The sequence below is a fragment of the Eubacterium limosum genome (genome assembly GCF_000807675.2).
In the GTDB taxonomy this organism is placed as follows: domain Bacteria; phylum Bacillota; class Clostridia; order Eubacteriales; family Eubacteriaceae; genus Eubacterium; species Eubacterium limosum.
On record NZ_CP019962.1, the window covers coordinates 1856591 to 1881591 of the forward strand.

Consider the following 25001-nt stretch of genomic DNA (forward strand, 5'->3'; position numbering starts at 1 on the left):
AGAAAAGACAGAAAGTACGGGCTTTCTGTCTTTTTTATATGTCTAAAAAATATATAGATATCTTTTATAAGTTGAAAATGTTATAATAAAATAAAGCGTAAATCAATGGATGGAGAGAGGAGGTCTTGAAAATGTTCCGTATTGGGGTGTGTGATGATGAAGCTTATTTCCGACAGGTTTTAGAAAAACAGCTGATGACTTATTTAAAATTTTATGAACAGAAAGCAGAAGTTTGCCTTTTTGAAAATGGAAGCGATTTTTTAAAGGCGGCTGGAGATCAGGCCTTTAATCTTGTTTTTCTTGATATTGAGATGGAAGCGGAAGAAACGGGAATAAAAGTAGCTGAAAGTTTACAGAAAGAAAGTCCTGACACACTGGTTATTTTTGTAACCTCTCACAGTGAATATGTTCCGAGATCGTTTCGTGTCAATGCGTTTCAATATTTAACAAAGCCAGTAAAAACAGAGCTTATCACTGAAGAGATTGAAAGGGCAATGCGCTATATAAAAACCCAAAGAAGCCGTTATGAAATCAACTGGAACGGAAAACAATACTTTATTCTAATAAAAAAAATTCGTTATGTGGAGACAGATAAGGGCCATAATGTAGTGGTGCATACTATTGAGGAAAATTATAAAACGAAACGAAGTTTAAATGATGTTGAGGATGATCTGAAGCCTTATGGCTTTCTCCGTATCCATCGCAGTGTTTTAATTAATATGAATTTTATCTGCGGCAAACGAGATAAGGAAATATGTATCCAGAAAAAACCAGAGGAAATTTGGCTGTCTGTCAGCCGTGATAGGCAGAAAACTGTGGATGCCGCCTATATTAGCTGGCGGAGAAAGTCGAGTATATAGTGATGATTTTAAAACTGATCTGTGAATCGATGATTGCCGGATTTGAGGTTGTATTGATTTATTTTTGGGCAAAAGCCTTTTCAGATGAAAAGGCTGAGCGCTGGCAGGTGGTGGTGGCCGCGTCTGTCATTTTTATATTGATATTGAGCGTGTCAATGATTAGTTTTCAGCCGTTTGTATTAATAACAAACGCGACTATCTGTACTTTTATTATGCTTTGGGTAATGAACCGGCGAATTAAAATTAATTTTTGGCTGACGCTGTGTTTTTCGACATTAATGTTTCTCAGTGAGACTATTGGCGGGATGCTTTATGCTTTTATTGGGAATGTTGATTTTAACGCGACGCGTTTCGATCCATTGTACCGGCTGCGTGCAAATATTATTTCAGAATTAGTGGCCTTTACGATTATTCGAATTATCAGTGTCCGTCAGCGTCATTCCTTTTATTTTCCACCTTTAAGAATTATATTGCAGATCGTTGTTTTGCCGTTAACGAGCATTCTGGCGGTAGTGGAAATGGGCTTAGGACAGGCCGGTGCCTATGAAATTGGCGGCATTGTATTTAACCTTGCCATCATTGCCGGGCTGGCGATGGCAAATATCTTTGCGTTTTATCTTTTTGAACGGGAACAGCTCTATACCGAACAAAAGCAAAAAGAAGCCCTGTATCGCCAGCAGCTTGAATACCAGAAGGAATCCTACCGGAATTTGACCACTTCGCAAAATGAAGTTCGAAAAATCCGCCACGACTTAAAAAATACTTTAACGGCCGTTTCCGGCTATCTGAAAGCTGGAGTGACAGAAAAGGCCGAGGATCTGCTGGAAGCAATGGTAACGGATTTGAAAAAAACAGAGCAAGCTGTTTATACGGGCTATCCGGCGGTGGACGCGGTCGTTTTTGCCAAAGCCAGCCGGATGGAACGGGACAAAATTCCTTTTTCGAAAACGTTGATCTTGCCCGAAACGCTGCCAATCAGCGAGGAGGATCTTTTTATTCTTTTAGGTTCAGCTTTGGATAACGCCATTGAGGCCTGCGAAAAGATCGAAAGGGAAGGACGGTATGTCCTGCTGAAAACAGGTTTTGATGAACGTCGCTTTTGGATCTGGATTGAAAACGCCGCAAAGCTGACCGAGGAGGAACAGGCAGGCCGTTTGTCGACCCGTAAGGCTGATAAAAAAAGCCATGGATTAGGCCTGTTGACCATACAGAAAATCGTGGAGAAATACAACGGTATGTGGCAGATAAAGCCGGAAAAACTTAAATTTACGTTGAATATTGAGTTTTTTCTTTAGGCCGTTTTACAGAAACTGATTCACAGACGGCAGAAACTGCCGACCCCATTGTAAAGCATAAAAAATCATGTTAGAGTTGACTTGTAAAAACCTTTACAGTCAATTCTTTTTTTTATGAAAGGGGAAATTTGAAATGAAAAAGAAATTAATGGAGTATGCGTTTAAGTATGGCAGTATGATTTCAGCCCTGGCTTTGATGATCGGTGTTTCCGCTGGAGGTGCAGCCTGTTGGGGATGGCAGTATCAGCCAAAAGAGCCAGAAGGGATGAGGAAGTTTAAGAGAAATTTGGATTGAACAATTCAAATGCAGTGTAATGGAGGAGGTGGGTCCGTTGGAAAGTGATATGAAGGATAATTGGAGATGTTTTTACACAGGATTCAAATAAAGAAGGAGAAAGAAATGAAAAAAGTATTAAGTAAAGCTAGTTTAGGTATTGTAGTTATGTTGTTAATGCTAAGCTTTGCGGGAAGTGCATTTGCAGCAAGTGAAGCCGATGAACAAATTATCCAGCCAAGATCAGAGAATGTATTTTTTAGTTTTCCAGTGTCAGGTACAAGCGGTAGATGTACAGGAGAGGCATTGAAGCATTCGACTTATACACCATACTGGGTTCAATTTAATTGGTCAAGTGCCTCTAATAATATCATTTTAAATACTGTTATGCATAATTCGGATCATGCATCCCGTGGACAAGGAAAGGTTTTGGAAGGAACATCAGCTTCCATTGCAAGTACTGGAACAGCATATTATTATTATCACGGGAATTTGTGGAGAGAATTTGAGTGGGATCCAGCTGTTAGTGTAAGTGGTTATTTTTCTCCAGACAATTATTAAATACAGTAAGATACCAAGCACTTCTTAAGAAGTGCTTGGTAATCCTTAATAATTCAGAAAGGATTGAAAATATGAAAAAAATATTTATATTGTTTATTTCGATTATGGTTCTTTTATCTGTAACAGCTTGTAGTATTACAGGCAAAATAGATGAACCCAAATGGCCCGATGAAACAACAAAGGAATATATTGAAAAAGTAGAAAATGAGCTAAATTAAAAATGAGAGGAAAAAATGGAAATTACAAAGTATAGGTGGTTTCATAAATATAGAATAATAGTTTTAAGTATTTTTTTTCTAGGACTTTGGATAAGCTGGTACCTATTAGGAAATATTTACGGTGTTACATTGGGCTTTGATATGGCTGCTCCTGATTTAGGAGAAAACGTACAGGCTATTAAACAGAACCTCTTAGGGCAATTGTTAACGATAGATCATTTTGTTTCATCGACCTTCAGGTTTTCAATGATTTTAGGCCCTGTACTTATCTGTGCAAATACGTTGTTATTTATTTGGGAAAAAAAAGGTTACTTAGCTTTTAAGTTGCCAAGGAAAAATAATTATAAAGGGGTCATAATAAATACAATACTGATTCATGCATTTATCAATGGGACTACCTTTTACTTTGTATATATTCTTTTTTTATCTTTAGGCATGTTGTTTAATGCCGCGCATATGGAAATTGCGAGGACTTCTTTTGATTTTTTATTTGGCAGAAATTTTTCTATTGAATCTCCGTATTTCTACTATGTTTTAGATGGATTTATTAAATTTTTTGTATTTGGTTTTGTGTACAGTTTATTTTCTAATACGATTGCATTAGTTAGTTCTAAAAGTTATGTGTCGGTTATAATTCCGATTATTTATTATTTTGGTTTTTCAGTTATATTTGCAACTGGATTACAGTATATGCCTTTGGCACCTGTCTATACCCAAGGTTTTACTTCATTTGTTGATATGCCTTTATGGATGGCCTTTACACCAATGATTATACCAGTAGTTACTTCTTTTTTTATCATAATTTGGTTTTTAAAAAGAAAGGAAAAATATGTGGATTAAAATATTTGCTGTAATAATCCTTTGGATGTTTTATATTTACTACGATCCAATGGGACCTTTTGGTGGACTGTTTGGTGACATGGGCTCAGGTATGTTAGTGACCTATTTATGCTATTTCTTTATAGCCATGCATTTATCATTTAATAGAATAAACTCCTTCATATTAAGTCGTTTTGTGTTTAAAAAAGATTTCTACTTCTGGGCATTAAAAAAGATATTAAAAGTTAGCTCTCTGTATGTATTGATCTGTACATTTACATATGTGTTTATTAATTATATATTAAGGCACAATGATATGGTAACAATTTACATAATTGTAAAGTTTATGACTGGAAGTATTATTAATATATCTTTATTAAACTTTATTATATTGCTAATTAAACTTCAGTACAACACAATTTTTAGTATGATATTTGCAGGATGTATCATTACATTGGCTTATATTACTGGTGGGGTTCAATTGATAAGATATAATATCAGTTTTATAGCCTCGGCATATACGGATATTAACGGATATATGCGTCCTATGTTTACTATTATGGGATATCTTATAATCCTAAGTATTATGTTGATATTATTGTCAAGAAATAAAAAGATGGATATAAGTATTTAATTATGAAAATAAAAAGTATTTCGTTTTTTTGTGCAACATTGCTGACACTAGAAATTAATATTTGGAGAAATGTACAAGATAATAAAAAAATAGAAGATATTATAAAAATTATTTTTTTATCGGACAATGATGAAACAGGAATAAGTATTACATCGCTTATTACTTGTTTTGCTTTTGTTATATTTTCAGTACTATTTGTAATTAATATTAAAAATGATATCTCAAAAAATTATAGAAGTATGATACTCCAAAGATATAGAAGTCGGAGAAGCTTTTTGATGCAGCATCAAAAAAAGGGAATTCAAAACAGTTTAATTTTAACAATTTCTATTTTTGTATGTTTAGTTTTATTTTATAGTATATTGGAATTCAAACTTATAAATTTAGAATCGCTACCGGGCGACCAATTAATGTCCTTATTTATTAATATTTTTTTGTTTTTAAATATTTCAATTACTTTTAATACAATTATTGTCTTAAAAAAGAGCAATATACAAGGAATAACTGCGAATATTCTTTTAATAGTTATTGTTATATTATTAGATATTTCAATTAAAGAGATTAGTATACTAACTTTTGGATCAATCATTCTATTGGTAAGAGGAACTGTTTTCTTATCAAACATAATTTTTGTTTTAATAATATATCTATATTTTTTTATAAAAAATATAGATATCCTTTAAAGGAGAAGACAATGCAATCAATTATTCAAATAGAAAAAGCATCAAAGACTTTTAAAGATAAAAGCGTTTTTAAGGATGTTAATATTTCAATACAAAAAGGAAGTTGTATAGGTTTTTCTGGGTACAATGGATGCGGTAAAAGCGTTCTCTTGAAATGCATTTGTGGATTTTCGTTACTAAACCAAGGAAGAATTATATGTAACAACAAGACAATTAATAAGGATATAGATTTTATTCAAGATACTGGGATAATTATCGAAACTCCAGAATTTATAAACGACCTGACAGGCTATAAAAATTTAAAAATTATAGCGGAAATTCGGAATGTAATAGACGATAAAGATATCCTGAAAACAATGGAAATTCTCGACTTAGAAAAAGATAAAGATAAGAAAGTTGGTAAGTATTCCCTTGGTATGAAGCAAAAGTTAAGAATTGCACAAGCAATTATGGAAAAACCTAAAATTTTAATCCTTGATGAACCTACAAATGGATTAGACAAAAGAAGCGTTGTAATCGTTCGGGAAATTTTAAAAAAATTTATAAAAAAGGGGGGAACTCTAGTGATGACAAGCCACAATAAAGAAGACATGGACATTCTATGTGATCAAGTCTATGAGTATGATAATTATAATTTTTATATGAAGAGTAAATGAAGAGAAAGCCAACTAACAATGCTCCCTGGCAAAACACCGACTTCATCAAAAATTCAAAATTTAGCTCGAAGATTGAAGATCCTTGCCAGACTGCTTGACACTCCTTAGAAAAGCTAAAGCAGAATCTCTGGCACTAAATTACAGTAAAAAAGTAGGAGGCCCCCCCATGATCCACAACCTATCCCAAAAACTAACGTCCACCTTCATCCACCACCGCATCATTGACGCTGAGGACCGGGAGGTTTATATTTACAGCTTTGAGCTCCTGCTGTCCGCGGTCGTCAATCTGGCGGTGGTGGTGCTTTTAATATGCCTCACCGGGCAGGTGTGGGGTGGCGTGGGTTTTGTTTTGGCCTTTCTGGTGCTCCGGCAGTCCGCGGGAGGGTATCACGCGTCCTCACATTTTTTCTGTATCCTGAGCTTTACGGTCATTTTTTTGGTGTTTCTGGCAGTGATCATTTTTCTGCCGCCGCTTTACTATCTGCCGGTTATTCTGGGGGCCTTAATCATCGGTATACCCGTCATTGTGCTCACAGCGCCGGTGGCCCATGAGAACAAGCCGCTGACCGGGGCGGAGCGCGCGCGCCTGAGCCGTCTGGCAAAGCTGACCGTGGTTGTTTTAACAGCTCTGATCATGACGGGCTGGTACTTGGCGCCTTGGAACGCGGCGCCGGCTGGAGCGGCCCTGGGGCTTCTGACGGTTGCGCTGTCGTCCCTGGCGGCGCTGTATCAAAAGAGAAAGCGGGATTAAGCCCGCCCTAACTAAATATTGAGACTGGGATAATGCTTGACACCCGCCAACAGAGAGCTTTTGCTTTCTGTTATTTTTTTGCTCTAAATAAAGAGAGAAGGAGTTATTATGAATAAAAAAGATTTGTATGCAGTGCTTAAAGATAAAACCCGTATAGCCTGGGTGGAGGTTTTTACCGACCCGGAAGCCGGGGATGGCCTTCGGGTCTGGTTTGAGGACTGGCGGGGGCTGGAGTTCTACCGGAGTAAGGCAACCTTTATAAAATGGCTGGAGGAATGGGATATCGTGAGCACAGCGGCGGCAGAAAAGGCGGCGAGGGCGCTTCTGCCGGGCAGCCAGCTTCTGCCCATGTACCGCGGCCCAAAATGTACCTTTGTCCAGATTAAGACCAAATCGACCAAAGCCGGGGAGAAGTATGCCTATAGCTGGGTAAATTTGGATTTAATTAATTAACGGCCCCGGGCCTGTAAAGGAGGCGAAATGCCTGGAGCTTAAAAACGGCATGATCGTGCGCCATCTGCACCGGGATGCCACCATAAGGCGCAAGCTGGAGGAGGCGTGGCAGGTGGCGGCTGCGCTGGAAAAAAGATGAAAAAGGTGTGTGTTTGTCCCATAAGTGCAAAATAATATCCGATATACAGCCGAAAAAGCCATATTTTACCCTTTTTTGCTGGTTTACGCGGCCAACCCGCGGTTTGCGGCATTGGCCAGCGCCCGGTATAATACACCTACAAGCTTGAAAAACAAAGGACACCGGTGTTCCGAAAGGAACGATTAAATGAACAATAAAATAAACAGAATGGTAGTCACACCCGAGGAGCTGAAGGATCAGCCGGTTATATCTACACTGGACCAGCTGTTCTGCATGGAGCTCATGGATTTGCAGATGAACCGGGAGGAATTATTAAGGGCATATTATAACCGCACGCTGTTTCTGGGCAAGTCGCCGGAGCAGCCTGTGACGGTGGTGTATGGTACGGGCGCCACCCCCTACTACAATATCCGCGAGGCAGCGGCGCTTATGGGAAAGCGAGAAGGTATTGACGCTTTTATCGCAGAGCACGGCGATGCGCTGGGCGTGACCATGCGTATTGCGGCGGCGCCGGACAGGCTGGGGCTGCTCGAATTTCTGCCCACGGCGGACATCGAGGGGATTCATCGCCTGGCAGCGCTGCTGGGAAAAGAAGCGGATTCGGAGGGCGTAGCCATCATGTTTGAGCTGTTAGAGGAAAAGGCTGTGGCCTGGGGGAGACAGTGCTATGCATAAGTTTACCATTACAGACACAACCTGCTATGATGCGCTCTGGCTGCCGGGCCTTGAGACAATACCGGCGGTCATTGACCCGCCGATGTATTACGGCGGAGAGCCAGAGATATGGCTGGCGCTGAGCCCGATCCTGCCTCTGCTCGGCCAGACCTCAGCCAGCAAGCTGGCCGGGCTCATCGCTCCGGGGAGCAAGTGCAAGCGCCGGGTGTATTTTGGGGGAAGGCACCGCCACATGTGGATGGTGAACATGCAGGGGCTGCGCGGTCTGCTGCTGTTTATAAAGGACGATGTGAAAATGGAATGGGCGAAGGAGCAGTTTGAACGAAAGGTACACGCCCTGGAAATGCTGCATAAGGGGGACGCAAAGACCTCCATCCTTTACCACTATGAGGAGGGGAGTGAACCGGTTCCAGCCGAGGAATACGGCTGTGAGGCCGGGACACTGGCCCGCGTGCTGATCGATCAGCACCGCCGATGCCAAAAGCTGGAGGAGATGCTGGAGCAGGTGGAGAATGGGGCTTAACTACCTGGCGGAGCTCAACGCCATGCGGGATTATCTGCTGCTGAGGCCTCTGGCCTCCGGGCAGATATCCCTGTGGCACGGGCTCATGATGATCAATAACCTCTGTGGCTGGAAGAGCTGGTTTACAGCGCCGAATATGACGCTGCAGGCTTTTTCGGGGCTTTCGGACAGTGGAATCCATAAGGCGCGGAAGGTGCTTAAAGAGAGGGAGCTCATTGACTACCTGCCCGGCTCGTCTGGCGTGATACCGGCAAAATATCACATTTATCCGGTATCCCTGCGGGTCCGGGAGGCGCGCGGCAGTAAAGACAGCAGTACAGGCAGTAGTACAAGCAGGAGTACAGGCGGCGGTGCGGGCAGTGGGACAGGCGGCAGTACCGCATTCTATAAACAAAACAAACCAGACAAAAAGAGACAAAAGGAAACCACCAATCCTTTTTTAAAAATGTTAAGCGATGAGGAGGAAATGTGAACCGAAACGAAACACTGAAAATTATGGCTGTCATCAAGGCAGCCTATCCCTATTATTACAATAACCAGTCGGAGGAGGACCTGAAAACTGTGGTCAACCTCTGGCAGGGGATGTTTGAGGAGTATGAGTACAGACTGGTATCCGGTGCGGTACGGGCCTTTATCGCCAGTGACACTAAGGGTTTTCCGCCCTCTGTGGGCATGGTTCTGGACAAGCTGAGGCTGCTCACCGCGCCGCGTGAGCTCTCGGAAATGGAGGCCTGGAACCAGCTTTCCAGGGCGGTTAAAAATTCGGCCTGGTACGCCGAGGAGGAATTCGACAAGCTGCCGGAGGATATCCGCGGCATTGTGGGCTCTCCGGCCAGCCTCCGGGAGTGGGCATTGATGGAGGCGGGCACCTTCCACTCGGTCATTCAGTCCAATTTCATGCGCAGCTACCGGGCCTGCCGGGGGCGTAAACGCGCCCTTGAGGAGCTTCCGGAAAGTGTGCGCGGCATGATCGGGGAGCTGGCCGCTCAGAAAACCCTGCCGCCTGAGCAGAGGAGGGATGAAAATGCAAGTGGTGAATGAGCAGGATAACCAGGCTGAGATCCTCCGCTTTATCGAGATGGCTAAGCGGGGCGACAAGGACATGAAGCTGGCAGTGGTCAATCTTTTCAAGCCCATGGCTTACAGCATGGTTTACCGGTCCTTTTATGATAAAGAGGAGCGGGAGGAAATGTACCAGGAGGCCTGCTTGCAGATATTGGAGGCCATTGAGGATTTTGATACGGAAAAGTACCGGCATGTGTATTTCCGGTATTACCTTAAAAACCGTCTGCGGTTTATGATTTCAAACCGGATTTGGCGCATTGGACTTGAGAAAAGGCGGTTTGTCTATTCGATGGATGAAAAAACATCCGGAGTCCAGAGAGGGGAGTGCGTGAAAAAGAACCAGCTTCCGTCTGAGGAGAATACGGAGGAGCTGGCCATCAGAGGCTGTATGACGCAGAAGGTGCTGGAGGTGATGCGAGAAAAGATGGAGCAGAAAACCTATGAGGCGGTCTGCCGGCATTTCATGGAAGGTATCACCTACGCCGAGATTGCCAGGGAAAGGGGGAAGAGCCGCTCCACTGTCCATAAACAGTGCAGCCGTGCGCTGGACAGGGTGAAGCGGGAACTGCTCGGGGAGGAGGATTATCTGAGACTGATATAAATATCAATGGTCATGTTCTGCGGATCAGTGCCAGTGTACTCCTCGAAATCGGCCTCAAAGCGACGGTCAAGCGGAAGCTGCCACAAAGCCTGCCAGAAATCTGTGACGGCGGACTGTACGTCGCCCTGAACGCGGAAACGGGCGTATCTGCCACCGGGGATGGTCTGGACAGATAGTCCCTGGGGCAGAGGTGCGCTGGGGGCTGTTTCACAGCCGACGGTAATGTCATAATCGCCTTTTTCGTCACTTTCGTAGTGGTTGTAAAGGGCGATGGTCCGGCTGTTGACCTTGTCGGGTATGCCCAAATATACCCCGTTGTACAGCTGCTGCCAGAGGCCGCCGATGACTTCGGCGGAGCCTGGCGAGAAGTTATTATTGCGGGCGGTAATGCCGGTGATGGTTCTTGGGCTCAGTTCTGTTATTTCGTAATGCATGTTATACCTCTTTTCTTATGATAGAACCAGTATAGCAGATGAAATATGACAGGGTGTGTCAGAATTGGGCGTAATGGGCCAGAGCTTTTTCAAGCTCCTCTTTCAGGGTGGCGCAGAGGGGTTTGGGGGAATGGAGGATCAGGTCGCCGCCAAAGGAAAGAAGGTAGCCTATGAGCCAGTTGTCCACAGGCAGACAGGTGCGCACGTCAAAATCGCCCCCGGGCAGCGGGGTGACCTGGGCACCGGCGAACTCGTCGTAAACCCGGTAGGCCCGGTTTTTAAGGATGGTGAAGTGGAGCGGGGTCATGACGGTTTTAGCTGTTTCGGTAAAGGGGACGGCGGGATAGGGCTCAAAGGTGTCCCCCAGAACCTGCAGATCCTGGATGCGGAACAGCTTGAACACGCGGTAGTCCTGTCTCGTATGGCAGTAGGCCTGAAGATACCAGTTGTGGCCTTTGAACAGCAGCTTGATGGGATCAGCGGTGCGCTGGCTTTTCTTCCCGTCGGCGCTCCAGTAGGAAAAGTGGATGGTGCGCCGGTTGAGAATGGCGTTTTTGAGCTCCTCTGAGCGCTCCCGGTCCTGTATGGAGCCGCCCCAGCCCGTAAAGTCCACCTCGATCCAGCTTTGCTGGTTCTTTTTAAAAAAAGTTCCCAGCTTGGTGAGCAGGCCGTCAGGGTCAGGGTACTCGACGGCTTTAAGGCTTTGAAGGGCCATGAGGATTTCATTCTGCTCAGCGTCGCTCAGAATGGACTTATCCAGGGTGTAGCCGTCCATGAGGGCGATACCGCCGTTTTTTCCCACGTTGGTGTAAATGGGGACGCCGCTAATGCTCAGGCGGTCAATGTCCCGGTAAATGGTGCGGACAGAGACCTCAAAATGGCTTGCCAGCTCGCTGGCGGTCATCTGCCCCTTGTCCAGAAGCAGGTAGATAATTTCGAACAGGCGATGGGTCTGCATAATGTTTCTCCAATTAAAATGGACGGCAGATCTGCCGTCCGTTTTGTTTTTTATACGCTTGGCGCTTCCAGCATGTTTTCGCGGATTTTATCCAGATCTTCTTTTGTCAGATCGGTTTTATCAAGCAGGTAAGCGTCGACATTTTCGTAGTTTTCCTTGATGTAGTTCAGCTGAATCTTCAGCCATTCGGGCTTGACGCCAAAGAAATCTTTGAGCTGGTCTTTGGAAATACCCTTGGCCTCGTTCATTTCATCGGCCATGATGGTGCCGAGAATCTCGAAGGCTTCATCAAAGGTCAGGTTGGTCAGGGAGTAATCCGAGATAATGGTTTCCTCCGGCACACCGCAGATCAGCAGGATGAGGGCAGTCATGAAGCCGGTGCGGTCCTTTCCGTTGGTGCAGTGGTACAGGATGGGGTATTGGTTGGGGTCGGTCATGACCTTGAGGATTTCTGCGTAGAGCGGCGCGGCGTTTTCGACCTGGTAGCCGTAGATCTTGCGCATGAACTGATCGATGCCGTCAGGCGCTGTAAAGTTGATCTCGTTGTGGCTGAAGGGGATATTTTTGAGCACCGGAATGTTTTTGTAATCTGCGGTGGAGGGCAGCTTGTCTGGCAGGGCTTTGGCTTTGGGCGCGTCTCTGAAGTCAAAGACATGCTTGAGTCCAAGCTCCTCAAAGTATTCCACATCCTTATCGGAAAGGTGCGCCAGCTCTTCGCTGCGGATCACCTTGCGCCATTTTGTCTTGCGTCCGTCCAGGCCGGTATAGCCGCCGATATCGCGGATATTGATGGAATTTTCCAGCTGGATCAGCCGCTTGCCCAGGTTGGACTCGTCACAGAAGATCAGATGGTCTTCGTCCTTAAAATCGGTTTCCCAGGGATTTTTTTCCGGAAGCGGAAGGCTCTCGGTCTGGTTAAAATCTTCTGCCTGAAGCTTTTTCTGACGTTTTTTATGAATCAGATATGGGACTGCGGCAGCCGCGGCAATAAGCGCCCCAATGCCTACAAATTTTTTCATATGTTCACTCCTTTGACTCTTTCTACTTTATTATATAGAATATATTGTAACATAAAGACTTAAATTTGTCCCGGTGACAATTTGTTTTTTCAGCATATTTTATAAAAAGGAGCGTTTTAATGGAAAATGTCGGAATTTATGTGCATGTCCCCTTCTGCCGGCAGAAGTGCCGCTACTGTGATTTTCCCTCATGGGCGGGTCTTGGTGAGGCGGAGACTGGGCGTTATTTTGAGGCGGTCTGCCTTGAGATAAAGGCCTTCGCGGCTGAGCAGGGAAGAGTGCCCGCGGGCACGGTTTATTTTGGCGGGGGCACGCCCTCTTATGTGGCAGCCGATTATATCGGACGGGTCATGGACTGTATCCGGGAGTGCTTTGAGCTGCCTGAAGAGGCCATTGAGGCGACCATTGAGGCGAACCCCGGAACCCTGACCGATGCGAAATGCCGGGCTTACCGAAACATGGGCCTTAACCGTGTGAGTATGGGCCTCCAGACCACAAGCGACAGGGGGCTGAAGGCTCTGGGCCGTATCCACACCTACGCGGATTTTAAGACGTCTCTGGATCTGCTGGGAAGCGCGGGATTTGAGAATATCTCAGCGGATTTGATGTTTGGCCTGCCGGGGCAGACCCTGGAGGATGTACGGCAGGATATTGACCGTCTCACTGCCCTTGCTTCCATTAAGCATATTTCCTGCTACAGTCTGAAAATCGAGGAGGGAACAGCCTTTGACACGCTGTACCGCCAGGGGAAACTGCTGCTGCCGGACGAGGCGCTGGAAAGGCAGATGCAGCACACTATCATTGACGGTCTGGCTGAGAACGGCTTTGAGCAGTATGAGATATCGAACTTTGCGAGGAAAGGCTGGGAAAGCCGTCACAACAGCCTGTACTGGGTGATGAAGCCCTATGTGGGCTTTGGACTGGGGGCAGCCTCCTATTATAAGGAAGAGCGCCGAACCAATGTGATGGATATGGAAGACTACTGCGCTCTGGTCACGCAGGGAAAAGCCCCGGTGCTCGAGACGCACATTTTGGACGCCCAGGAGAAAAAGGGCGACTTTATGTTCCTGGGACTGCGGCGCATGTGCGGGGTGGATGATGCGGATTACCGGGAGCTGTTTGGCAGTAGTTTTTTTGAGGATTTTGAGGAAATCGAAAACCTTGTGAAGGCGGGACTTCTCACGCGTGAGGATCAGGTTATCCGGCTTACCCCAAAGGGGCAGGACCTGGCGAATCAGGTGTTTGTAGCTTTTGTTTAGGACGGGTCTGCTGCGGTGGAATACGCTGTGGACGGTCTTGCTTAAATAATGTTTAAATCTTAAAAACTTGACATTTATCTTATAGAAATCTATTGACAAAGTAAGACCCCGGTGGTATATTATAGTCAAGATATTAGCACTCACATGTAACGAGTGCTAATAAAGAGGTGAATAAAATGGACTTGAAAGAGAGAAAGAAGAAGATATTGGAGGTAATCATTAAGGATTACATCAATACCGCCGAACCGGTAGGGTCCCGGACCTTGTCAAAGCGTTATAACCTTGGCATCAGCCCTGCGACCATCCGGAACGAAATGGCTGATCTCGAAGACCTGGGCTTTTTAATGCAGCCGCACACCTCATCTGGAAGAATTCCGACTCAGCTGGCATACCGCTATTATGTCGATGAGATCATGCAAATCCAAAAATTAGCTAAGGTTGTGAGAAATGACATCCATAATGGGTATCTAAAAATAACAAGGGAGCTGGATAACACCATGAACCACACGGCAAAGGTGCTGTCCCAGCTGACCAACTACACCTCTGTGGTGCTGTCGCCGCGGGTTTCCTGCTTTAACTGCAAGCACGTACAGATTGTTCCTTTAATAAAGGAACGTGTTTTACTCATTGTGGTCACCTATGAAGGGATGGCAAAGAACATTGAAATGACCCTTTCGCAGGAAATTGACACCACTTTGGCCCTGAAACTGAGTAATGTCTTAAACAGTTTCCTCAAAAATATTTCCTTCCAGGAAATTAACATGGAGCTAGTCGATCAGATTCAGGAATTGTCTCCGGATGAAAGCAATTTACTCCGGGAAATTCTTCCGGTATTAAGGGATACTTTGATGGAAGAGGCTTCAGACATCCATTCCATGGGTCTGACGAATCTTTTCAATTATCCTGAATTCAGTGATGTGGAAAAAATCCGTCACCTGGTCAATGTGATCGAGGAGAAACCGCTGCTGGCGGGTATTCTGTCAAGTGATGACACCAGTCAGGTGATTAACATCAGCATCGGGGATGAAAATGATAATGAGAACCTGAAGGAATTCAGTATTATTACAACAACCTACGAGCTGGAAGGAAAGACCGTAGGCGCTTTTGGGGTCATAGGACCAACGAGGATGAATTATGATAATGTTTCCTCGGTTCTTGATTATATAAGAAATGAACTGAACACAAACTTAACAAAATTATTAATGAAATAGGTGGTTAAATGGCTAAGGAAGAAAAGATGGAACAAAACGTAGACGAAACCGTTAAGGAAGAAGCTACAGAGGAACAGACAACAGAAGAACAGACAGCTGAGGAAGCTGTAGAGGATGTTGAAAAATCGGTAAATGAAGCGGCCAAGGCAGAGGAAGCAGCGATGGAGCGTCTTATGCGCCTTCAGGCGGATTTTGAAAACTATAAAAAAAGAACGCAGAAGGAAAAGACCGACATTTACCAGTTTGCTCTTGAAGGCTTTGTCACAAAGCTTTTACCAGTGCTTGACAACCTGGACCGCGCCGAAGCGGCAGCCGATGATGACAATACGGACAAATACCGCGAGGGTGTTCAGATGGTTTTCAAGCAGTTAATTGGTGTTCTGAACGAGGAGGGTCTGCAGGAAATTGACTGTGTGGGCACCGCCTTTGATCCGAACTTCCACCACGGTGTTGCCGTTGGAGAAGATCCTGAAAAAGATGATCAGGTTGTTCTGGAGGTTTTCCAGAAGGGCTACACTTTTAAGGACAAGGTCATAAGACCCGCAATGGTTAAGGTTAATCAGAAGTAAAAAAACGCATGGCGTCGGCGTTTTGGAAACGACGCAAAGTCCGGCCATCCGGTCGGCAATTAAATCTGGAAAACAAACTTTCGAATCAATAGGAGGACATATATTATGGGTAAAGAAAAAATTATTGGTATTGACTTAGGTACTACAAACTCTTGCGTAGCTGTTTTGGAAGGTGGCGAACCGGTTGTTATCCCAAATGCAGAAGGGAACCGTACAACGCCGTCCGTTGTCGCATTCACTAAAGACGGTGAAAGACTGGTCGGCCAGGTGGCTAAACGTCAGGCTGTCACCAATCCGGACCGTACAGTTGCTTCCATCAAGAGACACATGGGGACCGACTATAAGGTAACCATCGACGATAAGAGCTATACACCGCAGGAAATCTCTGCAATGATCCTGCAGAAATTAAAATCAGACGCAGAAGCTTACCTTGGCGAAACAGTTACCAAAGCTGTTATCACTGTACCTGCATACTTCAGCGATGCTCAGAGACAGGCAACCAAGGACGCCGGTAAAATTGCCGGTTTAGATGTACTGCGTATCATCAACGAACCAACCGCTGCTTCACTGGCTTATGGTCTTGACAAGGCAGACAATCAGAAAATTATGGTTTATGACCTTGGCGGCGGTACCTTCGACGTATCCATCCTGGAATTAGGCGACGGCGTTTTTGAAGTTAAGGCGACCAACGGTAACAACAACCTGGGCGGCGACGACTTTGACAACAAGGTCATTGACTGGATGGCTGAAGAATTCAAAAAATCCCACGGCATCGACCTGAAATCTGATAAAATGGCGTTACAGCGTTTGAAAGAAGCTGCTGAAAAAGCTAAAATTGAACTCTCCAGCGTTATGAAATCGGACATTAACCTGCCATTTATCACTGCAACCGCAGAAGGACCGCAGCATCTGGAACTCTCCCTGACAAGAGCGAAATTCGACGAATTAACCTCTGGTCTTGTAAGAGAAACCGAAGGACCTGTCTCAAAAGCGATGAGCGACGCAGGCCTTGGCAAAAACGAACTGAACAAGGTGATCCTGGTTGGTGGTTCCACAAGAATCCCAGCAGTACAGGATGCTGTTAAGAACTTAACCGGCGAAGATGCCTACAAAGGCATTAACCCTGACGAATGTGTTGCCATCGGCGCCGCTATCCAGGGTGGTGTACTGGCCGGCGAAGTCAACGATGTACTGTTACTCGATGTTACCCCGCTTTCCTTAGGGATCGAAACCCTGGGCGGCGTATTCACAAAACTGATCGAACGTAACACCACAATCCCGACCAAGAAGAGCCAGGTATTCTCTACCGCTGCTGACAACCAGACCGCTGTAGATATCCATGTATTACAGGGTGAACGTGAAATGGCTTCTGGCAACAAGACTCTGGGCCGTTTCCAGTTAACCGGTATCCCGGCTGCAAGACGTGGTATTCCACAGATCGAAGTTACCTTTGATATTGACGCCAACGGTATTGTCAACGTATCTGCCAAGGACTTAGGCACCGGCAAATCTCAGAATGTTGTGATCAAATCGACCACCAACATGAGTGAAGATGATATCGACAAGGCTGTAAAAGAAGCTGAACAGCACGCAGCTGAAGATAAAAAAGCAAAAGACCTGATCGAAGCCAAGAACAACGCAGACTCCACTGCTTACCAGGCAGAACAGTCTCTGAAGGACATGGAAGGCAAGATTACCGACGATGAAAAGAGCAAGGTAACCGCCGCCATTGATAAGGTTAAGACCGCAGGTGAAGGCGAAGACGTTGAGGCAATCAATAAAGCCATCGAAGAATTAAACGAAGCTTTATATCCGATCGCTCAGAAAATGTACGAACAGACCGCTCAGGAACAGACCGCAGAACAGCAGTCTGCTGACCAGAAGGGCGACGATGACGTCGTAGAAGCTGAATACGAAGAAGTCAGCGACGACGACAAGTAAGACGTCCGCTGTGAGCCCGACAATAAGATAGACTTTAGGAGATGGCAGCTGTAATGGCTGCCATCTTTAATAATGATTCTTTACAGGCTGGGCCTTTTAGGTTACAATATGAGGCGAGGTGAATAGAAGCATGAGTGAAAAAAGAGATTACTATGAGGTGCTGGGCGTTGAAAAAAGCGCCAGCGCAGATGAAATAAAAAAGGCCTATCGTAAGATGGCCATGAAGTATCACCCGGATAAGAACCCGGGCGATAAAGAGGCTGAAGAAAAATTCAAGGAAGCCAACGAAGCCTACGAGGTCTTAAGTGACGAAACCAAGCGTGCGACCTATGACCAATACGGTCACGCGGGCATGGAAGGCGGCTTTGGCGGCGGAGGCGGCGCTTCCTACGGCGGTTTCGGCGGAGGCGGCTTTGAAGATATTTTCAGCGATATTTTCAGCTCCTTCGGCGGAGGCGGCGGTTTTGGCGGCTTTGGCGGTTTTGGAGGAGGCGGCGGCGGACGCCGTGGTCCAAGCCGCGGCTCAGATATGAAAATTAACATTAATCTTTCATTTAAAGAAGCCGTTTTTGGAACCGAAAAGAAGATTAAAATCAAGCGTCAGGAAGAATGTCCGACCTGTCATGGCTCCGGCGCTGAACCGGGCAGTGAAGCCCATACCTGTGACAAGTGCGGTGGCTCCGGGCAGATCTATATCCGTCAGCAGACCCCCTTTGGCACCATCCAGCAGACCACGGTCTGTGACAAGTGCCACGGCGAGGGCGAAATCATCGACGACCCATGTCATACCTGCCACGGTTCCGGCATCCAGGAAAAGGAACGGACCATCAACATCAAGATTCCTGCAGGCGTGGACAACGGCTCCATCCTTCCGCTTCGCGGCGAGGGCAACACCGGCGCGCGCGGCGGCGGAAAGGGCGACCTTTTTGTTTATATCAGCGTGAAGGAAGACCCGATCTTCAAGCGTGAGGAGGACGATGTATACCTGGAAATCCCTGTGACCTTTGCGCAGGCAGCCCTGGGCGCTGAGCTGGTCGTACCGACTGTGGACGGCAAGGTCAAGCTGAAAGTTCCAGAAGGCACCCAGACCGGCAAGGTCTTCAGACTCAAGGGCAAAGGTGTGCCGAACGTCAACGGACGCGGACGCGGCGACCAGTACATTACTGTCAGGGTTGAGGTACCGCGCAAACTGAATAAGAAACAAAAAGAATTATTGAGAGCTTTTGACAAAGAAACAGGCAATGACAATCACCAGGAAGGTAAAAAATTCTGGTCCAAGGTAAAGAATGCCTTTCAATAGAATTTTTAAATGACCGGTGTATGCTTTTGCAGCACCGGTTTTTTCAGCATAACGGAGGAGAAACCATGTCGGAATCATTGATAACAAAACAGGCCATTGCGGACGGTTTTAAGGGATTAATGCGCATTAAAAGCTTTGATAAGATCACCATTTCAGATATCGCCAAAAGCTGCGGGCTGAACAGGCAGACCTTCTACTACCATTTCCAGGACAAATACGAGCTGCTGGACTGGATTTATTATAATGAGGCCATTTCTGTCATGACGGAGGGGCTGACCTTTGAGAACTGGAGCTCCCGTATCTACAGGATGCTGACGCAGATGAAGAAAGAGGATTATTTTTACATCAACGCCTTTAAAGCCTCGGGGCAGAAGGAGTTTGAGGCCTACCTCTTTTCGGTGGCAAAGGAGCTGTTTAAGGAGATTATCACAAATCTCAGTGGCGAAAAGGAAATCAAACTTGAGGACATGGACTTTATTGCTTCTTTTTTTTCCTACGGAACAGTGGGGATCATTGTCGCCTGGGCGCAGGAGGGAATGCGTGAAAGCCCGGAATTTTTAAAGGAGCGTTTTGAAAATCTGGTGTTGGACAGTAAAAATCTGGCGGTAAAGCGGTTTTTAAGCGCGCTTTAGTCTGGGGTGAAATGCCTGAAAAAATTCTTTTTGGTCCCCTCGATATCCGAGGAGGTGCACAGCCTTAAAAACTCGTTGTAGAGCAGCCTGTATTCGATACGGGTCAGTTCTTTTGAAGAGACGCTCTTACCGAGGTCGACCAGATTGCGGGCGCAGCGCTCCGGCGATCTGGTAATGCCTCTCAGGATATTGTCAAGCTTTACATCCAGCACAGCGTTTTTTAATCGGATCTCTAGGGATTTCATGGCCTGTTCCTTTCGTTTTTTCTACTGATTTTATATTTAATTAAAGCATATCAGCCATGGGGCTGGTTGAATATAGACAAAAGACCGTATCTGTCAGACTACCTGACAGATTTTTTGTTTTGTATGAAAACAGGACAATGGCTGGGGTTTGTCGGGTTACAGGGAGGATATCTTTTGCTATACTTTCACATTATGTCAATAACATCCTCCATTAACTTATAATCGCAGTAAAGCAGTAGAAAGGAAGCAATCAAAAAATGGAAAAACAAAGGTCAGAAAAATCGTTTTTTAAAAAATGGCTGCCCTGGATCGTGATCCTCGGCGTGATCATTATTCCCCTTATGTACAGTTTCTTCTATCTGGATGCCTTCTGGGACCCGTACTCAAGGCTGGATACCCTGCCGGTGGCAGTGGTCAATCAGGACAAAGGTGCGGCCATTGACGGTAAATCGCGCAATCTCGGAAAGGAAATGTGGGATGAGCTGGAAAAGGACGGCACCCTGAAATTCGTGTTAACCGATGAGGAAGACGCTGTTAAGGGAACAGAGGGCAGCCAGTATTACGCCCTGATTCGTATACCCGAGAACTTCTCCTCCGCTATTGCCTCTGCCGGCACCCAGAACAAACGTGAGGCAGAAATTTATTACTCACCCAATGAAAAAAGGAATTATCTGGCCAGCCAGATTCTCAGCAAGGCAGTGCTGGAGGTTGAAAAATCAACACGGGCCAATGTGGACAAGGAGCTGGTGGCCCAGCTCAGCGGGAAGCTTTACGAGGTGCCCGGACAGCTGGAAACTTTACAGGATGGTCTTGGACAGCTGGGAGATGGCGCGAAAGCGCTGAGTGACGGCACCGGCACCCTGGCCAATGGCACTGGTACCCTTTTAGGCGGTGCGTCAGCCCTGAACGACGGCGCGGGCGCCCTGGCGAACGGTGCCTCTGCCCTGGCCGATGGTACCCGCAGTCTGGCTCAGGGCGCCCAGAGCCTGCAGGACGGTGCCAATACCCTGGCCGATGGCACAGCAGCGCTGAAAAACGGTACCTCTGACCTGGCAGACGGCGCGTCAGCACTGGCGGGCGGTACAGGTACCCTGAACCAGGGGGCAGGAGACCTGGCTGCCGGAACCGGCGAATTCAGTACAAAGGTCAGGGAGTATCAGCAGGGTGAGCAGAAAGCTAAATCCGGCGCAGATCAGGTTGCAGCGGGCGCTGCTTCACTGAGCGACGGGATTGTCCAGCTTTCAGACGGACTGAATTTGCTGAGCCAGAAGGTCAATGCCAGCATGACAGGTCTGGACAGCGGTGTGGGGCAGCTTCAGACCGGATTCGGGGGGTATCAGGACGGCGTGGATCAGCTGATATCAAACTCCAGTCAGATGGTGGATGGCATTGTGGCGGCAGCTCAAAATGATCCAGACCTGCTAAACAATCCATATTTTAAAGCGCTTTACGATCAGGCAGCGGCAACAGATCCAAGCCAGATCGCTGCCTTACAGGCGGGCGGTAAGGCGGTGGGCGACGGTCTCGATACCCTCTCTGCCGGGATCAAAGAAGGGCAGGCAGCCCTTAACGACCCACAGCAGGGGATTCCAGCCCTCATTGCCGGAGCCCAGAAAGCCCAGACGGGCTCACAGGATCTGGCGGCGGGCAGCAGCAGCCTGAAGCAGGGGATGGATGGCCTTGACGCCGCGACTGGCCAACTGGTTGGCGGTGCAGACACGCTGAACAGCGGGGCGAATAGGGTAGCCGCCGGGGCCAGCCAGGCCGACAGTGGCGCCAAAAGCGTTGACGCCGGCGCAGGAAAAATTAACGCGGCAGCCGGACAGGTCAGTGACGGCGCCGGAGCCCTGGCAGACGGCACAGCCCAGGCCAGCGATGGCGTCAATCAGGTAAATGCAGGCGCCCAGGCTTTGGATTCGGGCGCGTCTGCACTGAGTGACGGCACCACCACCCTCGTGGGCGGCGCTCAGGAATTTGGGACTGGTGTTGTCAAGCTGCGGGATGGCTCTCTTCAGCTCAGGGACGGCCTGCAAACCGCTAAGACAGGCGTGGATGACAACCTGACCGACGTCCGGGATCAGCTGGCGCCCCTGAGCGGCCTGGACAGCTACGCAGCAGACCCAGTCAATGTCAATACAGACGCCATTGACCCGGTACCGAATTATGGAACGGCCTTTGCGCCTTACTTCCTCTCCCTATCCTTATGGGTCGGCGCGCTGATTATTTTCTTTGGCATTTATCTGGACGCGGACGAGAAATTCCAGCTCCTGTCCAGACGCTCAGACAAACGCATTATCCGGAGCTTTTCCTATCTTGTGATCGGGCTCATGCAGGCAGTGCTTCTGGCCCTTGTGCTTCAGTTCGGGCTGGGGCTTCAGATTAACCATCCGCTGGCCTTCTATCTGGCCTGTTGTCTGGTATCCATGGTCTTTATCGCCATTGTCCAGTTCCTGATCGTCTTTTTAAAGGACGTAGGAAAATTTCTGGCCATTGCGCTGCTGATTCTTCAGCTGACCTCCTGCGGCGGGACCTTCCCAATGGAGACGGTACCGAAGTTTTTTAACATTCTGTACCCATTTATGCCCATGACCTATTCTGTCGGGTTGTTTAAGGACACCATCAGCGGAACCGGCGCTATGGGGATTGATAAGAACAGTCTGGTGCTTATGGGCATTCTGATTGTGATTATGCTGCTTACCGTTTTATTCACTTATTTTCAGAACAGGGGACGGGCACGCAGCGCCGCGGAGATAACGGATCAACCATAAAATTAAGGCCACAGCTGAAATTTGCTGTGGCCTTTGTATTTTCATTGACATTTGGATACTTTTAACATAAAATGAATTTAAAAAGATACAATATTTAAGAGGTAAATCATGAATGATGAACAAAGAGATACTTTGAACACCTTTTTTGTCGATACCTTCAATAAGATCCTATCGTTGGAAGAACAGACCCTTTTAAAAAGCAGCATTGAAAATCTTTCTGTCAAGGAATTACATATTATAGAAGCAGTCAGTATTTTACAGAGAGACAAGAAAAACACGATGACGGAAATAGCCGCGCAGGTCGGGATTACAGTCGGCGCCCTGACCACAGCGGTGAATGTGTTGGTCAAAAAAGAGTATCTGTCCCGCAGGCGTTCCGAAAAAGACCGCAGGGTGGTACGGATTTATTTAACCGAAAAAGGCATGCGCGCCGAGATGCATCACCGGATATTCCATGAGAATATGGTCTCAAATGTCGGCGAGGTCCTGACAGAGGAGGGGCTGGAAAACTTAATAATTGCTTTAAAACAGCTCACTTCCTTTTTTAACGGACAGCTGGAGGATTTGAAAGAAAAATAAGCGGAAAAGCCCCTTTTGGGGCTTTTCTTAATGTTTTGTTCATTATTCAGTTACAAAACATTACATAATGTTAGGAATTTATTTAGGAAAGGAAATTTGAAATCTGTTAGAATAAAGAGAACCGTGCGAGGAGGTGACCTATGGCCGAAAATAGTGACCATATGGCAATTCGGGAGATGCCCAGAGATGAGCGTCCCCGTGAAAAACTGATAAAACACGGTGTCCAAAGTCTCAGTAATGCAGAGCTGATCGGCATTATCATTCAGACAGGATGCCAGGACGCGACTGCGGTGGAGCTTGGCCAGCGAATTCTGAGGGCCTTTGACAATGATCTCTCAGCCTTTTTTGGCATGAGTATCGAGGAGCTTGACCGCAATGTGCTGCTAAAAGGTATTGGCCCTGCAAAGGCCTGCCAGATAAAGGCTGCCATAGAGCTTGGACGGCGTGTGAATACCCATCCGCCCGAACAGCCGAAAATCGGTTCGCCAAAGGATGTGGCCGCGCTGCTGACAGACGAGCTGCGTTACCTGAAGCAGGAGCACTTTATGGTTCTGCTGCTGGACAACAAGAATAAAGTCATTAAGACAGAAACTATTTCTATCGGGACCATCAACGCGTCCCTGGTGCATCCGAGAGAGGTGTTTGTAAAAGCCATCCGGCAGCACGCCGCTGCGGTCATTCTGGCCCATAACCATCCATCAGGTGATCCGAAGCCAAGCGCGGAGGACAGGGCCATTACCAAACGCCTGCTGGAATCGGGCGATCTGCTCGGGATTCCTGTTCTCGATCATGTGGTGATCGGCGGGGCAGACTATGTCAGTTTTAAAGAATCCGGCTATATCTAAGGTTCTTTTATGTTTTTTGGCATTATTTATGAATTTGTGTTAAAATTAGATTGATTATTTTCTTGTTTTACAATAAAATAAATAGTTGAGATTGTGAATGCTTGGAAGAGGTGATGTAATGATTATGCCCGAAGAGGGACAGTTTGTATATCATTATATAGTAGGAGATGTAAAAAGTGCTTCTTTGAAGGACATGCTGACCAATCATTATGATTATTCCAGCCGGCTGCTCAGGCAGCTCAAGCGGGACGGCAGCATTACTTTAAACGGCAGGGACTGTTGGCTGACCGATCCGGTGCACAGAGGAGACCAGGTGGTCATTACCTTTCCGGAAGAGCGGTTCGACATTGAGGCCGTTGAGGGACCTTTAGATATCGTTTATGAGGACGACGAGGTGCTTGTGGTCAATAAGGATGCCAATTGTGTGACGCATCCAACCAAAAGCCACCAGCTGGATACTCTGGCCAACCATGTGGCCTGGTACTGGGAGGAGAGAGGTACTCCCGGAAAAATCCGTTTTGTCAATCGTCTGGACCGGGATACTACCGGACTTGTCGTCATCGCGAAGAATAAATATGTGCATCATTATATCCAATCCAGAATGAAGACCGATGCGGTTAAAAAGACTTATATCGCCTTTGTGAACAATGTTCCGAGGGAGAAGGAAGGCTGCATCCGTGTGCCCATTGGCCGTCCGTCTGAGGACAGCCTGGAAAGAACGGTCATGGAAGATGGCAAGGAGTCTGTCACACACTTCAGAGTACTGGAAAGCTACAGGAATGCTGCGATGGTGGAGCTGGTACTGGAAACCGGACGCACCCACCAGATCAGAGTCCATTTAAAATATATTGGCTGCCCCATCATTGGTGACAGCCTGTACAATCATGATGGGAATCCGAGCTACGGCATGGCCAGACAGGCCCTGCACGCTGCAAAGTTGAACTTAACCTTACCCAAAAGCGGTGAGTTGGAACTTTCCGCAGGATTAACTGAAGATTTAGTAACACTTCGAGAAACATTGAGGAAAGAATAAA

Annotated in this window: 29 protein-coding genes; 25 read left to right on the forward strand and 4 right to left on the reverse strand. The window is 46.6% G+C overall.

Going from position 1 to position 25001, the window contains the following annotated elements; translation table 11 throughout:
* Positions 1 to 131: 131 nt before the first annotated feature.
* The 15 genes from B2M23_RS08555 to B2M23_RS08630 all read left to right on the forward strand — a co-directional run bounded on the left by B2M23_RS08555 (position 132) and on the right by B2M23_RS08630 (position 10207).
* On the forward strand, positions 132 to 860 hold the full coding sequence (locus B2M23_RS08555) for a LytR/AlgR family response regulator transcription factor (protein ID WP_038352866.1): 729 nt from the start codon (positions 132 to 134) through the stop codon (positions 858 to 860).
* A 2-nt stretch (positions 861 to 862) separates the two neighbouring features.
* Entirely contained in the window at positions 863 to 2155 is a 1293-nt protein-coding gene (locus B2M23_RS08560; protein ID WP_038352865.1) for a sensor histidine kinase, read from the forward strand.
* Between the two features lie 133 nt (positions 2156 to 2288).
* Entirely contained in the window at positions 2289 to 2450 is a 162-nt protein-coding gene (locus B2M23_RS08565; protein ID WP_081571149.1) for a cyclic lactone autoinducer peptide, read from the forward strand.
* Positions 2451 to 2555: 105 nt separating this feature from the next.
* Positions 2556 to 2990 carry a hypothetical protein gene (locus tag B2M23_RS08570; RefSeq protein WP_146209104.1) on the forward strand — a complete coding sequence of 145 codons (435 nt, stop codon included), beginning with the start codon at positions 2556 to 2558 and terminating at the stop codon, positions 2988 to 2990.
* 71 nt (positions 2991 to 3061) lie between these two features.
* Positions 3062 to 3208, forward strand: coding sequence for an LptM family lipoprotein (locus B2M23_RS21140; protein ID WP_167617826.1), 147 nt, complete (start codon positions 3062 to 3064; stop codon positions 3206 to 3208).
* Between the two features lie 15 nt (positions 3209 to 3223).
* Positions 3224 to 4048, forward strand: coding sequence for a hypothetical protein (locus B2M23_RS08580; protein ID WP_038352862.1), 825 nt, complete (start codon positions 3224 to 3226; stop codon positions 4046 to 4048).
* A gap of 615 nt (positions 4049 to 4663) precedes the next feature.
* A complete protein-coding gene (locus B2M23_RS08590) occupies positions 4664 to 5344 on the forward strand; it encodes a hypothetical protein (RefSeq protein WP_038352860.1) in 681 nt (226 codons plus the stop codon).
* 11 nt (positions 5345 to 5355) lie between these two features.
* Positions 5356 to 6000 (forward strand): ABC transporter ATP-binding protein, encoded by a 645-nt coding sequence (locus tag B2M23_RS08595; protein WP_038352859.1) that lies wholly within the window; start codon positions 5356 to 5358, stop codon positions 5998 to 6000.
* 166 nt (positions 6001 to 6166) lie between these two features.
* Positions 6167 to 6751, forward strand: coding sequence for an accessory gene regulator ArgB-like protein (locus B2M23_RS08600; protein ID WP_038352858.1), 585 nt, complete (start codon positions 6167 to 6169; stop codon positions 6749 to 6751).
* 108 nt (positions 6752 to 6859) lie between these two features.
* Positions 6860 to 7204, forward strand: coding sequence for a hypothetical protein (locus tag B2M23_RS08605; protein ID WP_038352857.1), 345 nt, complete (start codon positions 6860 to 6862; stop codon positions 7202 to 7204).
* A gap of 325 nt (positions 7205 to 7529) precedes the next feature.
* A complete protein-coding gene (locus B2M23_RS08610) occupies positions 7530 to 8018 on the forward strand; it encodes a hypothetical protein (protein ID WP_038352856.1) in 489 nt (162 codons plus the stop codon).
* The gene (locus tag B2M23_RS08615) at positions 8011 to 8541 is read left to right on the forward strand and encodes a hypothetical protein (RefSeq protein ID WP_038352855.1); all 531 of its coding nucleotides are present in this window, start codon (positions 8011 to 8013) and stop codon (positions 8539 to 8541) included. Before B2M23_RS08610 ends, B2M23_RS08615 begins: the two co-directional genes overlap by 8 nt.
* Positions 8531 to 9013 carry a hypothetical protein gene (locus B2M23_RS08620; protein ID WP_052237316.1) on the forward strand — a complete coding sequence of 161 codons (483 nt, stop codon included), beginning with the start codon at positions 8531 to 8533 and terminating at the stop codon, positions 9011 to 9013. Before B2M23_RS08615 ends, B2M23_RS08620 begins: the two co-directional genes overlap by 11 nt.
* Positions 9010 to 9582 (forward strand): replicative helicase loader/inhibitor, encoded by a 573-nt coding sequence (locus B2M23_RS08625; protein WP_052237315.1) that lies wholly within the window; start codon positions 9010 to 9012, stop codon positions 9580 to 9582. The genes B2M23_RS08620 and B2M23_RS08625 overlap by 4 nt, the downstream gene beginning before the upstream one ends.
* A complete protein-coding gene (locus tag B2M23_RS08630) occupies positions 9566 to 10207 on the forward strand; it encodes an RNA polymerase sigma factor (protein ID WP_038352854.1) in 642 nt (213 codons plus the stop codon). The genes B2M23_RS08625 and B2M23_RS08630 overlap by 17 nt, the downstream gene beginning before the upstream one ends.
* Here the strand turns inward: B2M23_RS08630 and B2M23_RS08635 are convergent.
* The 3 genes from B2M23_RS08635 to B2M23_RS08645 are packed head-to-tail and all read right to left on the reverse strand — an operon-like array spanning position 10189 to position 12618.
* Positions 10189 to 10641, reverse strand: coding sequence for a GyrI-like domain-containing protein (locus B2M23_RS08635; RefSeq protein ID WP_038352853.1), 453 nt, complete (start codon positions 10639 to 10641; stop codon positions 10189 to 10191). The genes B2M23_RS08630 and B2M23_RS08635 overlap by 19 nt on opposite strands.
* Before the next feature lie 58 nt (positions 10642 to 10699).
* Positions 10700 to 11599 carry a helix-turn-helix transcriptional regulator gene (locus B2M23_RS08640; protein WP_038352852.1) on the reverse strand — a complete coding sequence of 300 codons (900 nt, stop codon included), beginning with the start codon at positions 11597 to 11599 and terminating at the stop codon, positions 10700 to 10702.
* A gap of 50 nt (positions 11600 to 11649) precedes the next feature.
* Positions 11650 to 12618 carry a tyrosine-protein phosphatase gene (locus B2M23_RS08645; protein ID WP_038352851.1) on the reverse strand — a complete coding sequence of 323 codons (969 nt, stop codon included), beginning with the start codon at positions 12616 to 12618 and terminating at the stop codon, positions 11650 to 11652.
* Positions 12619 to 12737: 119 nt separating this feature from the next.
* Here B2M23_RS08645 and hemW point away from each other — a divergent pair, with 119 nt between their 5' ends.
* The 6 genes from hemW to dhaS all read left to right on the forward strand — a co-directional run bounded on the left by hemW (position 12738) and on the right by dhaS (position 19530).
* On the forward strand, positions 12738 to 13877 hold the full coding sequence (gene hemW / locus B2M23_RS08650) for a radical SAM family heme chaperone HemW (protein ID WP_038352850.1): 1140 nt from the start codon (positions 12738 to 12740) through the stop codon (positions 13875 to 13877).
* Between the two features lie 176 nt (positions 13878 to 14053).
* A complete protein-coding gene (gene hrcA, locus B2M23_RS08655; protein WP_038352849.1) occupies positions 14054 to 15088 on the forward strand; it encodes a heat-inducible transcriptional repressor HrcA in 1035 nt (344 codons plus the stop codon).
* A gap of 8 nt (positions 15089 to 15096) precedes the next feature.
* Positions 15097 to 15657 carry a nucleotide exchange factor GrpE gene (gene grpE / locus B2M23_RS08660; protein WP_038352848.1) on the forward strand — a complete coding sequence of 187 codons (561 nt, stop codon included), beginning with the start codon at positions 15097 to 15099 and terminating at the stop codon, positions 15655 to 15657.
* Between the two features lie 105 nt (positions 15658 to 15762).
* Complete coding sequence (dnaK, locus tag B2M23_RS08665; protein ID WP_038352847.1) at positions 15763 to 17598, forward strand: molecular chaperone DnaK; 1836 nt, start codon at positions 15763 to 15765, stop codon at positions 17596 to 17598.
* A 130-nt stretch (positions 17599 to 17728) separates the two neighbouring features.
* On the forward strand, positions 17729 to 18898 hold the full coding sequence (gene dnaJ / locus B2M23_RS08670) for a molecular chaperone DnaJ (protein WP_038352846.1): 1170 nt from the start codon (positions 17729 to 17731) through the stop codon (positions 18896 to 18898).
* A gap of 65 nt (positions 18899 to 18963) precedes the next feature.
* Positions 18964 to 19530, forward strand: coding sequence for a dihydroxyacetone kinase transcriptional activator DhaS (gene dhaS, locus B2M23_RS08675; protein ID WP_038352845.1), 567 nt, complete (start codon positions 18964 to 18966; stop codon positions 19528 to 19530).
* Here the strand turns inward: dhaS and B2M23_RS08680 are convergent.
* On the reverse strand, positions 19527 to 19775 hold the full coding sequence (locus tag B2M23_RS08680; RefSeq protein WP_038352844.1) for a hypothetical protein: 249 nt from the start codon (positions 19773 to 19775) through the stop codon (positions 19527 to 19529). The genes dhaS and B2M23_RS08680 overlap by 4 nt on opposite strands.
* A gap of 257 nt (positions 19776 to 20032) precedes the next feature.
* Here B2M23_RS08680 and B2M23_RS08685 point away from each other — a divergent pair, with 257 nt between their 5' ends.
* From B2M23_RS08685 to B2M23_RS08700, 4 genes are all read left to right on the forward strand, one after another.
* On the forward strand, positions 20033 to 22543 hold the full coding sequence (locus tag B2M23_RS08685) for a YhgE/Pip domain-containing protein (protein WP_038352843.1): 2511 nt from the start codon (positions 20033 to 20035) through the stop codon (positions 22541 to 22543).
* A 108-nt stretch (positions 22544 to 22651) separates the two neighbouring features.
* Positions 22652 to 23122 (forward strand): MarR family winged helix-turn-helix transcriptional regulator, encoded by a 471-nt coding sequence (locus B2M23_RS08690; protein ID WP_013381804.1) that lies wholly within the window; start codon positions 22652 to 22654, stop codon positions 23120 to 23122.
* Between the two features lie 140 nt (positions 23123 to 23262).
* The gene (gene radC, locus B2M23_RS08695; RefSeq protein ID WP_038352842.1) at positions 23263 to 23967 is read left to right on the forward strand and encodes a RadC family protein; all 705 of its coding nucleotides are present in this window, start codon (positions 23263 to 23265) and stop codon (positions 23965 to 23967) included.
* A gap of 118 nt (positions 23968 to 24085) precedes the next feature.
* Positions 24086 to 25000 carry an RluA family pseudouridine synthase gene (locus B2M23_RS08700; protein WP_038352841.1) on the forward strand — a complete coding sequence of 305 codons (915 nt, stop codon included), beginning with the start codon at positions 24086 to 24088 and terminating at the stop codon, positions 24998 to 25000.
* Position 25001 lies beyond the last annotated feature (1 nt).